We start from the raw sequence: 12,558 nt of genomic DNA, 5'->3' as shown, positions 1-12,558 counted from the left end.
GTGTTTAATTTGATGACGCAACTTATTTGCTTTTAACATAAAAAGAGATATCATTCACGCGGAATGATATCGAGTCAGGCGACTTAGCTAATTTGGCGTTTAGACGCTGGAATTCCTTTTGCATCGATCGCTGCAATGATCCGACGGAAATAGAACAACCAAAATTGTAGGAATGGTCCGATTAAGAAAATCGAGAGGATCGTACCGAAGAAAACAGGTCCCCCAAGCAACCAACCGATGCCGCATGCCGTGACTTCCATGATCGTCCGCATCAGACGAATCGACGTTCCGAAGCGCTCTGCAAGTGTCAGCGTCAACCCATCACGTGGACCAGCCCCGTATCCGACAGCGACATACAGACCAGCGCCCATCCCAATGATGAAGATACCGAAAATCAGCCAGAGCGTATTCAACCAGATCGATTCAAAAGAGGGTAAGAGATGAGAACCAAGCACAAGATTCATGAAGACACCAACGAAAATCGCGTTGACGAGCGTTCCGATTTGCGGTGTGACGCGGTCTAATGCGTACTTAACGAAAACGAGTAATAGACCAACAAGTAAGATGATCGTTCCGACGGATAGTGGCGTCTTCTTTTGGAGACCAAGATGTAATACATCCCACGTCGAGACACCGAGTTCAGCCGTGATCATCATCGATGAGCCGAGAGCGAGTAAAAATAAACCGAGTAGGAAGAGTCCCCACTTTAACGTAGCGCGTAATAACCAGGAAGCACGATGACGCGTCATGTCTAACACCTCATTTCTTAAAAATAATTGATTCGTTAACTGTATCATGAGGAAAGTAGAAGAAGAAAGACGAAATTTTCCGTTTTTTCCATCTTAAGAAGGAGGGGAAGGTCGAAAGAGAAACGTATACTGAAGAAAAAAGGAGATGACAGGATGAAAGCGATCCGGCACCTGATTCGTTTTACATACATAGAAGCCGTCTGTTGCGTCTTTCCCGTGATGATTTTCGCAGCGCTTGCTCTTTCACGTTATCTTCCTACTGAAACGGTTGCTCGATATGATCTCTTGTTGCTATGGTGTATTCTCGTCCAAATCGTCTTACTCGTCACACGTTATGAAACGATGGAGGAATTCAAACTGATCTTATTGTTTCACGTCATCGGTCTAGCACTTGAACTGTTCAAAGTGAACGTTGGGTCTTGGAGTTATCCGGAACAGGCTCTAACGAAAGTGGCTGGTGTTCCCTTGTATGCAGGATTCATGTATGCAAGTGTCGCAAGTTATGTCTGTCAAGCGTTCCGAAGATTTCATTTACGCTTCACAGCATTTCCACCGCCTTGGCTTGCGATCAGCGTAGGCAGTCTCGTCTATCTCAACTTCTTCACCCACCATTGGATCTTCGATGCACGCTGGCTATTGATGGTCCTCGTCGTCCTTGTCTTCTATAAGTCATGGGTTCATTTTACGATCGAGCAGACGATCTACCGGATGCCGCTCGTCCTATCCTTTTTACTGATTGCCTTTTTCATTTGGATCGCGGAGAACATCGTGACGTTCTTTAAAGGCTGGGTCTATCCGCATCAGGAAGGAGGCTGGGCAGTCGTTGATCTTGGAAAATTGTCTTCTTGGTTCCTGCTTGTGATCATCACGGTTTTGATCGTCATCGTCGCGAAATACAAGCGTCAGGATCCGGCTGTGGAGATATATCAGCGTACATAGACGAAAAACATGACATTTCGTTTGCGATGAAGCGCTTCGATGTTCAACGTTCGTTCTAACATGTGGACGACAACTTGAGCGTGCTTGGCTCAACCAGCAACGAGACGGGAAATTATTGAAAAAAGAGTGAAACATTAGAAATTTTAAGCCGTAGAGTAAGGTGAGAACTTATTTTTCAAGGAGGACCTTACTCATGTCATCTCAATTAAAGAAAGCAGCGAAGGAGTCGCTCAGCGGTCGTTGGGGATTTGCAGTCCTAGCTTTTCTGCTGTTTAGTATTATTCAGGGTGTTCCTAATTTATTTGGATCGGATATCGATGAGCCGTCTAGTAGTATAGATCTCGTTGTATCATTGGTGTCGATTTTATTGATTCCAGTAGGAGTCGGTTGGACATGGATTGCCATGTCGATTGCTCGTGGCGAAGAAACGAAAGTGACGGATTTGTTTGAGCCATATGGTATGTTCCTGAAAGTGGTGGGGCTGGCCATTGTTCAGTTCATCTTTATCGCGCTCTGGACGTTACTCTTAATCATCCCTGGTATCATCAAGTCATTCTCTTACTTGTTGACGTTCTACATCCTTCGAGATGAACCATCGATCGGTATCCTCGAGGCCATCACGCGTTCACGCCAACTCATGGATGGTCACAAGATGGAAGCATTCTTACTCTTCCTATCATTCATTGGTTGGGCATTACTTGTAATCGTTACACTTGGTCTTGCTGTCTTATGGGTTGGACCATACTTCAGCGTCACGCTTGCCAAATTCTATGATCGTGTTCGTGGTGAACAAGCACCAGAGCCAACATCAGATTTCGTCGCACCATATTAATCCGGAATCCCGACACTACGTCGGGATTTTTCTTTGAAATAAATCCGATAGGAAAAGACGGTTTAATGGTTGCTTTAGTTCAATGAATTCTGTACGATGAATGCAACACATCTTATCTAGAGAAGTCGAGGGACTGGCCCGAAGACACTTCAGCAACCCCGCTATGGCGGAAGGTGCTACTTCCAGGAAGGAATACCTTCTGAAGATAAGAGCGGACAGGACAAGATACCGTCGCTCTTTTCGAACTTCGAAAAGAGCGTTTTTTTATGATAAGGGGGACGATGGAGTGGAGTATGGTTTTTGGTTACCGATTTTTGGGGGATGGTTACGTAACGTCGAGGATGAACAGATGCCAGCAACATTCGATTATGCGAAACAAGTCGCACAAACAGCTGAACGCATCGGCTTCTCGACGACGTTGATTGCGGAATTGAACTTGAACGATATCAAAGGCATCAAGGAACCGAGTCTTGAGGCATGGACAACGGCAGCGGCGATTGCTGCAACAACAGAACGCCTTGAGATCATGACAGCGGTTCGTCCCGGGTTCCATAATCCAGCGACGACGGCGAAGATGGCGGCAAACATCGATCAGTTGAGTGGAGGGCGATTTACGCTCAATGTCGTCTCAGCCTGGTGGGCAGAAGAAGCAAAACAATACAACGGTATTTTTACTGCACATGATGAGCGCTATGCCCGGACGGAAGAGTTCGTCACGGTCATGAAAGGACTATGGGCAGATGCGTCACCGTACAGCTTCTTCGGTCATCACTACACGATCGAACAGGCAGAACTCCATCCGAAACCCATCCAGCGTCCGGGGATTAAGCTCTACGCTGGTGGAGAGAGTGAAGCCGGAAAACGGACGATCGTCGAACATTGTGATGCCTACGTCATGCATGGAGGCACTGTTGAAGAAGTAGCTCATAAAATCAATGATATGAAAGTACGCCGGGAAGCGACGGGACACGCACCGCTTGAGAGCTTCGGTCTTGCTGCCTACATCATTTGTCGGGATACGGAAGAAGAAGCGCTTCTTGAGTGGCAACGCATCACGGACGTTAAGGAAGACAGCGCCGGTTATGCCGGTTATCAAGATTTCATCAGTAAATCGCAACTCGAACAACAGGTCGAACGAAACGATTATTCCGTCTCGAACCGTGGTCTACGTCCGAATTTAATCGGAACACCAGAACAAATCGCTGAACGGATTCTAGCATTCGAAGCTGTTGGTGTCACGTTACTCTTATTACAATTCTCACCACAACTCGAAGAAATGGAACGTTTTGCTCGTGACGTAATGCCACTGGTCGAAGCGAAACGAAAGGTAGGTCAACAATCATGACAAAAATTCATATTCTCCACGAAAATCAAGAATGGACGGACCATCTCATCAAACGTCTCGAAGAACTCGAGTTACCGTATGAAGAGTGGCACTTGAATGAAGGGATCGTTCCGCTGGACGAACTGCCGCCAGAAGGCGTCTTTTACAGCCGGATGAGTGCCTCTTCGCATACGCGGGGGCATCGTTACGCGCCGGAATTGACGGAAGGGGTCCTCGCTTGGTTAGAAGAGCATGACCGGACCGTCTTTAACGGAACGCGTGCGCTTCGTCTTGAAGTCAGCAAAGTCAATCAATACACGGCGTTGCGGAAGGCTGGGATTCGTGTACCGAAGACGACGGCTGCCGTCGGACGCGATCAAATCGTACAAGCAGCAAAAGAAATCGGTGTTTCGTCATTCATCACGAAACACAACCGTGCCGGAAAAGGTCTCGGCGTCCAGCTGTTCCACTCGATTGAAGCACTTGAAGCTTATCTCGACGGTCCGACATTCGACGAACCAGTCGATGGCATCACGTTGATTCAAGAGTATATTCAAGCACCAGAACCGTACATCACACGTTGTGAGTTCGTAGGTGGAAAGTTCGTCTACGCGGTTCGAGTCGATACATCAGAAGGTTTTGAGCTTTGCCCAGCGGATGCATGTGTAATCGACGACTTGTTCTGCCCAGTTGGTGAAGAAGCGCCACAAACGCCGATGAAGTTCCAAATCGTTGAAGGCTTCGATGACCCGATCATCCAAAAGTATGAAGCATTCCTCCAAGCGAACCAAATCGCGGTCGCAGGCATCGAGTTCATTAAGGATGCGTCAGGTACGATCTATACGTATGACGTCAATACGAATACGAACTATAATTCGGATGCCGAGGCAGCTGCAGGACGCTACGGCATGCTCGAACTAGCGAAGTTCCTCGGTGCAGCCCTTGAAACAAGCACAGTAAAATAAGAATCTGCTCCCGCCCTGTCACCGGACGTTACAAGACCGGATGACAGGGTATTTCTATAGAAAAGGGGGCGGATCTATGATTACGTGGAGAGAAGAACGACAGCTCGATATCCCGATTGAGGAAGCATGGCACTTGTTTGATCACACGCGATTGCAGCGTTTGATTCCAAACGTCGTCCAGCACGAGGTGATTGAACGAAAACCGGGTGTCGTCGGTTCGACGTATCGTCAAACATACATGCAGGGTAATCGACTCGAAACCTATATCGTGACCGATTTAGCCTATACGAACGAGCCTGACTTCAAGCAAAATACGATTGGATTCACATTGGCTAAAATATTCAAGATCGAGATGACGTTTACGCTCAAACCACTTGGACACGATCGTTGTCTGTTGATTTATACAGGAAAAAATGAAGGAGTGAACTTCGTTGGGAAAAGTCTCTTGTCACTCGGTGGCGAACGAGAAAACGAGAAAATTGTTCAAGGCTTGTTGCAACGTGTCGAAGAAGAGGCAGCGAAACAAAAGAAGAACAATGCATGAAAAAACGGATTCCCGCACTGGGGAATCCGTTTTTTCATATCTTATCGATTCGTATACGATTTATGATCACTCGGTAAAACGGATAGGCAGTCGACACCTTGATAACGTTCTCGTTTTCTATCGCTGGATCGAGCGATTTTGGATTATCAAAATGCTTAGTTACCGACTACTATTTTTAAGTATAAATACGGTTATTAAATTTTCATTTAATCCAAAGATTATATCGTTACGATAGTAGACGCAAACGAGAAATCTGTGAATCATTTTGCATCTCATTCAGTGGTCGAAACCGAACAGCTCGTAATTCTTGTTGATTAAGCGATAGTTCAGGATCGATCCCGAGTCGAGGTCCAGGACTATCTAAGGCACGGCGAACGAGAAAACATGTCTCTGTTCCTTGATCCATTGAAATCTCGTAAAGTTTCCGTTCGACCGTGACGTGAAGATGCGTTTCTTCTAACACTTCTCGCATGATGGCTTGCTCTTTTGTTTCACCATTCGCGACACCTCCGCCGGGTAACGTCCAAAATGTCCGGGAAGGGGTATGTAATTCGACCATTAGGATCTGTTGCTCTTCAATCAACGCAGCGCATACCCGATGTCGCATATCGCATTCCTCCTTCAACATGTTCAAAAAAAGACCGAAACGACAGTTCCGGTCTCTTTTAAATCATTGTGCGTATAACGCTGTTAATTGCTGTTGAATCGTATCGTTGTTCAAATACTCATCGTATGTCGTTTCTTTATCGACGATACCGTTTGGCGTCAACTCGATGATGCGGTTCGCGATCGTTTCGACGAACTGGTGGTCATGCGAGCTGAAGAGCATTGCGCCTTTATAAGCGATCAAACCATCGTTGAGTGCCGTGATCGATTCGAGATCCAAGTGGTTCGTTGGATCGTCGAGTACAAGGACGTTAGCACCACTGAGCATCGCTTTTGAAAGCATACAACGGACTTTTTCGCCCCCGGATAAGACAGATGCTTTTTTCATGACTTCTTCTCCAGAGAAGAGCATCCGACCGAGGAATCCACGGAGGAACGTATCACTCTCATCTGCCGGTGAATACTGACGGAGCCAATCGAGGATCGTCTTATCCGAGCCTTCGAAGAATTCCGAGTTATCTTTCGGCAAGTATGACTGGGAAGTCGTGACGCCCCATTTGAACGTACCGCTATCCGGTTCCATCTCACCCATAAGGATTTTGAATAGTGTCGTGATCGCGATATCGCTTTGGCTGATGAACGCGACTTTATCCGTCTTGTTCAACGAGAAGCGGACGTTATCAAGGACTTTGACGCCATCGATCGTCTTCGAGATGCCGTCGACCATCAAGAGATCATTTCCGATTTCACGTTCCGGTGTGAAGCCGACGAACGGATAGCGGCGTGACGATGGACGAATGTCGTCGAGTGTGATTTTATCAAGCAATTTCTTCCGTGACGTCGCTTGTTTCGCTTTTGAGGCGTTTGAGCTGAAACGTGCGATGAAGGCTTGAAGTTCTTTAATCTTCTCTTCTTTTTTCTTGTTTTGGTCACTTGCCATACGCGAAGCAAGCTGACTTGATTCATACCAGAAATCATAGTTTCCGATATACAGTTGGATTTTACCGTAATCAAGATCCGCCATGTGCGTACAGACGTTGTTCAAGAAGTGACGGTCGTGGGAAATGACGATGACCGTGTTCTCGAATCCGATCAAGAATTCTTCAAGCCATTTGACAGCTTTCAGGTCGAGTCCGTTCGTCGGCTCATCGAGTAAGAGAATGTCTGGTTTACCGAACAACGCTTGCGCAAGCAAGACTTTAACTTTTTCAGATCCTGTCAGCTCAGCCATCGTTTTCGAGTGAAGGTCTTCCTTGATGCCGAGTCCTTGAAGAAGCATCGCTGCTTCCGACTCCGCTTCCCAACCGTTCATCTCAGCGAATTCACCTTCGAGTTCAGCAGCACGCATGCCGTCCTCGTCTGAGAAATCTTCTTTCATATAGATGGCATCTTTTTCTTTCATGACTTCATAGAGACGTTTGTGTCCCATCATGACCGTTTCGATGACTTGGAATTCTTCGTATTCGTAATGGTTCTGACGGAGAACGCCTAAACGTTCGCCTGGTGTGATGATGACATCGCCTTGTTGTGCTTCGATGTCACCAGCGAGAATTTTCAAGAATGTCGATTTACCAGCGCCATTCGCACCGATCAGACCGTAACAGTTACCTGGTGTGAACTTAATGTTGACGTCTTCGAATAATTTTCGATCTGCAAAGCGAAGACCGACGTTTTGTACTGTAATCATATAGAGATGAACCCTCGTTTCTAGTAAGTGATGTGCTCATTCGAGTGTACCACAAATCGTGATCTGTCGTAGAGCAGGCAAAGTTCCCTCCATATTAGGACAGAAATTAAAAATAAGCAACTGGACATTTAAAAAAATGAAACATTTTCCAGATGGATACGTAGAATAAAGTAAGGAATTCGTTAGAGGAGGGGTTAGATGGCCATCTTTTTCACATTATTGTTTTTCGCCCTCATCGTTTTGCTTGGCATGGAACTCTACCGCTATATCCAAGAAAAGATCGATAAAGGAGATTCAGAATGAGAGAAATCAAACCGAAGAAAAAAATTCGCCCATCGATGATCATCGCTGGTGTGCTCGTACTAGCGTTGCTTGCAACAACGCCGTTCATCGTTGAACAAATCGAACCCGGACAAGTTGGGGTCGTCTATACACCGTCAAGCGGTGTCAAAGATGAGACGTTATCGCAAGGCTGGCATGTCGTTTCACCGATCACGCGGGTGACGGAGTATCCGATCCGGACACAGACGAAGTCGCTTGAGAACATGACACTTGCAACCAAGGATGGAAAGAACATCGTCGTTGACTTTACATACAGCTTCTCCGTCTCACCGGATAAGGTGACGAAAGTCTTCAACAAGTTCGGACCGATCGAAATCGATGAGATTGCCAAAGGTTACTTGAAACAACGACTCTATGATGCGTCGCGTGAGCAAATCTCGAAAGTTACCGTCCTTGAACTGTTCGGTGAAAAATCAGGAAACGTCTCGACGAGCATTCAGACGCAGTTTGCAGAAGACGTCAAGGATATCGGTTTCATCATCGAGGATGTCGCACTCGGTGCACCAAAACCAGATGAAAAGACACAGGAAGCAATCGATGCGCGTGTCAAAGCGTCGCAGGAACTCGATAAAAAGAAAACGGATCTTGAAATCGCTAAAGCAGAGGCAGAACGTCTTCGCGTAGAAGCAAAAGGAGCAGCCGATGCGCGTTTGATCGAAGCTCAAGGGTTGGCAAAAGCACAAAAAGAATTACAGAAGACGTTGACGAAAGAAATGATTCAATACGAAGCTGTCAAGAAGTGGGACGGGAAATCACCACTCGTCAGTGGATCAGGGAGTATGGTTCAACTACCGATTCCTGACGGTACGACACAAGAAAAAAACTAATTGAAATATGTCTAAGATAAACCGCTTAAAGACCACAACGGTAGACGTGAAAAAAGCAGATTCTCAGCGCTGAGAATCTGCTTTTTGATTAGCGCGAAGCTTGTTCAAATCCTTGAGCGATGGCAATGATCACTTGTGTTGCTTTGACCATATTATCGACCGAAATGAATTCAAACTTGCCGTGGTAGTTCTCGCCACCAGTAAAGATGTTCGGTGTCGGAAGACCCATGTATGAAAGTTGTGATCCATCCGTTCCACCACGGATCGGCTTAATGATCGGTGTGATGTCAAGCGACTCCATCGCTGCATGAGCGATATCAATGATGTGCATGTGGGGTTCGATTTTTTCGCGCATATTGTAGTACTGATCGTGTAAATCGATTTCCACACTACCTGCGCCATACTTTTTGTTCCACTCATCGACAAGGGCAGATAAGAAGTGTTTCCGTCCTTCGAATGCCTCACGATCAAAATCACGAATGATGTAGTCGAGTGTCGTTTTTTCGACAGAACCGTCAAACGAAATTAAGTGGAAGAATCCTTCGAAACCATCCGTGAATTCAGGAGACTCTTCTCCAGGAAGACGATCGTGGAATGCCATCGCATGTTTCTGCGAATTGACCATCTTATCTTTTGCTGTTCCTGGATGGACATTCGTTCCATGGAAGACGATTTTGGCCGCAGCCGCATTAAAGCTTTCGTATTCGAGTTCACCAAGCGGACCGCCGTCGACCGTATAAGCATACGTGGCATCGAATGCTTCGACATTGAAGTGATGTGGTCCACGACCAATCTCTTCATCTGGTGTGAAGGCAACACGAATGCGACCATGCTTGATTTCTGGATGTGAAATCAGATGATGCATGGCTGTCATGATTTCTGCGATTCCGGCTTTATTATCGGCACCGAGTAATGTCGTACCATCCGTTGTCATTAAGGTATGACCAACATAGTTGTGTAGTGCCGGAAAATCAGTTGGAGACAGGATGACGGACGGTACTTCACTTAACGTGATGGGATTTCCGTCATATGCTTCCACGAGTTGCGGACGGACATTCGTACCTGTAAAGTCCGTTGCCGTATCAAGGTGAGCAAGGAAACCAATTGTCGGAATGTCTGCATCTGTATTAGCGGGTAACGTAGCCATGACATAACCATTGTCATCGACCGTGACCTCTTCCATGCCAATTGTCTTTAATTCTTCTACGAGCAAACGAGCCAGTGTCCATTGCCCTTCAGTTGTTGGAACAGTTGTACTCTCATAGTTCGACTGTGTATCGACTTTCACGTATGTAGTTAGACGATCAATCAATTCTTGTTTCAAATCAAAAACGTCCCTTCTCGTCATAAGATACCTTCATCATAGCATGAACGACTAATGTGAGAGAATTCTGAATCATGATAGACTAATAATGAAAAAGGGGGAATTCTTCATGAGAGCATTCGTAGTCGATCAGTATGGAAAAGACGCATCACTGACAGAAAAAGACGTCACACCTGAAAAAGCGGGGAAACACGAATTACGGGTTCAAATCGAGGGGTCGAGCATCAATCCACTTGATACGAAGATGTTCTTCGGACATGTGGCGGCGGCTTCGACGACTGGAATTCTCCAGGGCGATGTAACGGGGAAAGTCATTGAAATCGGCGAGGGTGTGACGTCTTTTTCTATCGGCGATCGCATCGTCGCATTCGGTGGCGGACTTGGAACACGTGCCGGTGCGCTAGCGGAAGAAATGCTTGTACCTGAACAGATGGCAGTCTTACGACCGGAAGGGGTCTCGGCTGAGGTTGCTGGTTGTTTACCGGTGATTGGGTTGACGGCGATGGAAATTTTAAAAGAGCGAATCGCGATTACCCCAGGCATCCGTGTATATGTAGCAGGTGGAACGGGTGGAGTAGGACATCTTACCGTACAACTTGCTCGTCATTATGGATGTGACGTCACAGCGAGCGCCTCTTCTGACGAGAAGGCAGCTTGGCTAGAAGCAAAAGGGATCCGCGTTCATCGGTACAAGGAAGAATCGGCTGAAGCGTTGCTAAACCGACTGGATCTGGACGGATTCGACGTCGTCATTGATACAGTCGGCGGTGACCATTTACAAGAATCGTTCATACTCGCTAAAGAACGGGGACGTATCATTTCGATCGCGACACGGACGACACAAGATTTAACGATGATGCATAGTAAAGCTTTGTCACTTGAAGCTGTGTTCGTCGCGCTTCCGTTGCTGAAAGGAAAAGTAGATGAGATGAAACAACAGCAACGTCACTTATCAGAACTCGTTCATTTAGTGGAAGAGGGTGTCCTCGAGATTCGGATTGAAGAGCAGATTCCTTATGAACGCGATGCATTAAACGATCTCTATCAACGATTTGATCAAACATCACACTTTGGTAAAGTGAGTGTATATCCAACCCCTAAAAAATGATTCTCCATTCATTTTACATTTCCTGTTAAAAATATAAAAAAATCCGCTACTGAAAAATTCGGTAGCGGATTTTTTAGATAACAGATCATTTACGGCGAACAAGAATGCTTTTTGGAGCGAGTTGTGGCATGGAAGGAGGAGTCGGGAAATCTTTCTGCTCCGGTTGCTCCCACACGACTTCGAATTTTTGACGCAACTTGTTGAATGCTTGCTCGACAGCTTTTTTCAATTGTGATGCATCAAGAGCAGGACTATCTGTCGTAATCGCAAGCAGTCCTCCACGATTCGTCAGATGAATGACTTTTTGGATCCAAAGGGCGAGATCCTGTTCCGTCCGAAACTGACGTGTCCGTGTATTGACTTGTACGGGTGGATGGAACAAGACGACGTCAAAACGAGTCTTCTTATCCGCTTGTTCGATGTAGTCGAACGCATCCTGAACTAAAATCTTCTGTTTTTCGGGAGTAAAACTGTTCAACATTAGATTATCTTTTGTCTTATTTCGACTACGTGTCGAGAAATCAACGCTTGTCGTTCGAGCAGCTTCACCATAAAGAACAGCTACCGTTAACGTTCCTGTATCGGAAAAGAGGTTAAGTACGGTCTTTCGTTCGACGGAATCGAGAAGGATTCGGCGAAGTTCACGTTGGGCAATGTCAAAACCAGTCCGCATACCAGCATCCAAGTCATATTCATACAACACGCCATATTCTTGTGCGACTTCAGGAAAATCGCCTCGTTCGCCCTTCAAAAAGTCGTCGCCTTTGACCGGTTGAAGATCGACGAGGAAGTCTCGTTTTTCATAAATGCTTCTATAATTCAGTAGTGATTCAAGAGCTTCAAGAATCAGTGGGCGGAATGTATAGATGCCTTCATTTTCGAATGTAATGAGGTAATGATGATCATAACAGTCAATCGTCAAACCACCAATACCATCTCCTGCACCGTTAAAGATACGGAAGGCTTCTGAATACTCTTCAAAAAATTCATTTCGTTTGTCTAACGCTTTTTCAAAAAGTTGTTTGAAGAAGGCGACATCAATCGCTTCTTGCTCGTCCATTGAGAGAGTCCAACCGACACCTTTTTCCTGCTTGCCAAAATAACCGGTCGCGAGGTATTCTTTATGTTCTGTCATCAGATGAAGCAGTCCGCCTGCCTCTTTGACATGGTGCAAAGCTTCGAACATTTCCTTGCGTAAGGCGGGATACCCGCTTCGAATCGATTCAATCCATTTTGGTTTGACGACAATCGGATAAAGTTCACGAGACATGTTAGTTTCCTCATTTCTACTTGTGGATAAGTGCCATAAGT

12 protein-coding genes and 1 riboswitch are annotated in these 12,558 nt (G+C 46.1%); of the genes, 7 read left to right on the top strand and 5 right to left on the bottom strand.

Annotated features, from left to right (window positions below; genetic code table 11):
• Positions 1-83: 83 nt before the first annotated feature.
• Positions 84-749: a YczE/YyaS/YitT family protein gene (locus KNQ12_RS13380; protein WP_214748852.1), complete on the bottom strand. Its 666-nt coding sequence runs from the start codon at positions 747-749 to the stop codon at positions 84-86.
• Between the two features lie 153 nt (positions 750-902).
• Between KNQ12_RS13380 and KNQ12_RS13375 the strand changes: the two genes are divergently transcribed.
• The 5 genes from KNQ12_RS13375 to KNQ12_RS13355 all read left to right on the top strand — a co-directional run bounded on the left by KNQ12_RS13375 (position 903) and on the right by KNQ12_RS13355 (position 5,353).
• Complete coding sequence (locus KNQ12_RS13375; RefSeq protein ID WP_214748849.1) at positions 903-1,688, top strand: DUF817 domain-containing protein; 786 nt, start codon at positions 903-905, stop codon at positions 1,686-1,688.
• A gap of 193 nt (positions 1,689-1,881) precedes the next feature.
• The gene (locus KNQ12_RS13370) at positions 1,882-2,520 is read left to right on the top strand and encodes a DUF975 family protein (RefSeq protein WP_214748846.1); all 639 of its coding nucleotides are present in this window, start codon (positions 1,882-1,884) and stop codon (positions 2,518-2,520) included.
• Between the two features lie 109 nt (positions 2,521-2,629).
• Positions 2,630-2,732: riboswitch (SAM riboswitch) on the top strand.
• A 74-nt stretch (positions 2,733-2,806) separates the two neighbouring features.
• Positions 2,807-3,865 carry an LLM class flavin-dependent oxidoreductase gene (locus tag KNQ12_RS13365; protein ID WP_214748844.1) on the top strand — a complete coding sequence of 353 codons (1,059 nt, stop codon included), beginning with the start codon at positions 2,807-2,809 and terminating at the stop codon, positions 3,863-3,865.
• Positions 3,862-4,809, top strand: a complete 948-nt coding sequence (locus KNQ12_RS13360; protein ID WP_214748840.1) for an ATP-grasp domain-containing protein — start codon at positions 3,862-3,864, stop codon at positions 4,807-4,809. Before KNQ12_RS13365 ends, KNQ12_RS13360 begins: the two co-directional genes overlap by 4 nt.
• A gap of 76 nt (positions 4,810-4,885) precedes the next feature.
• Positions 4,886-5,353, top strand: coding sequence for an SRPBCC family protein (locus tag KNQ12_RS13355; RefSeq protein ID WP_214748837.1), 468 nt, complete (start codon positions 4,886-4,888; stop codon positions 5,351-5,353).
• A 226-nt stretch (positions 5,354-5,579) separates the two neighbouring features.
• On the opposite strand, the gene KNQ12_RS13350 is transcribed toward KNQ12_RS13355, so the two are convergent.
• The gene (locus tag KNQ12_RS13350) at positions 5,580-5,960 is read right to left on the bottom strand and encodes an NUDIX domain-containing protein (protein ID WP_214748834.1); all 381 of its coding nucleotides are present in this window, start codon (positions 5,958-5,960) and stop codon (positions 5,580-5,582) included.
• Positions 5,961-6,023: 63 nt separating this feature from the next.
• Complete coding sequence (locus KNQ12_RS13345) at positions 6,024-7,646, bottom strand: ABC-F family ATP-binding cassette domain-containing protein (protein ID WP_023469778.1); 1,623 nt, start codon at positions 7,644-7,646, stop codon at positions 6,024-6,026.
• A gap of 299 nt (positions 7,647-7,945) precedes the next feature.
• On the opposite strand from KNQ12_RS13345, the gene KNQ12_RS13340 reads away from it, so the two are divergent.
• The gene (locus KNQ12_RS13340) at positions 7,946-8,815 is read left to right on the top strand and encodes a prohibitin family protein (protein ID WP_214748831.1); all 870 of its coding nucleotides are present in this window, start codon (positions 7,946-7,948) and stop codon (positions 8,813-8,815) included.
• A gap of 88 nt (positions 8,816-8,903) precedes the next feature.
• Here KNQ12_RS13340 and pepT read toward each other — a convergent pair whose 3' ends face one another.
• Positions 8,904-10,139 (bottom strand): peptidase T, encoded by a 1,236-nt coding sequence (gene pepT, locus KNQ12_RS13335; RefSeq protein WP_133208493.1) that lies wholly within the window; start codon positions 10,137-10,139, stop codon positions 8,904-8,906.
• A 109-nt stretch (positions 10,140-10,248) separates the two neighbouring features.
• Between pepT and KNQ12_RS13330 the strand changes: the two genes are divergently transcribed.
• Positions 10,249-11,247 (top strand): zinc-binding dehydrogenase, encoded by a 999-nt coding sequence (locus KNQ12_RS13330; RefSeq protein ID WP_214748828.1) that lies wholly within the window; start codon positions 10,249-10,251, stop codon positions 11,245-11,247.
• An 85-nt stretch (positions 11,248-11,332) separates the two neighbouring features.
• On the opposite strand, the gene KNQ12_RS13325 is transcribed toward KNQ12_RS13330, so the two are convergent.
• Positions 11,333-12,517, bottom strand: coding sequence for a class I SAM-dependent rRNA methyltransferase (locus KNQ12_RS13325; RefSeq protein ID WP_214748825.1), 1,185 nt, complete (start codon positions 12,515-12,517; stop codon positions 11,333-11,335).
• Positions 12,518-12,558: the final 41 nt, after the last annotated feature.

It is taken from the genome of Exiguobacterium sp. s11, from assembly GCF_018619015.1.
GTDB lineage: Bacteria > Bacillota > Bacilli > Exiguobacteriales > Exiguobacteriaceae > Exiguobacterium_A > Exiguobacterium_A indicum.
Note: the sequence above shows the minus strand (reverse complement) of the source record. Positions and strands in the feature narration are given on the sequence as shown.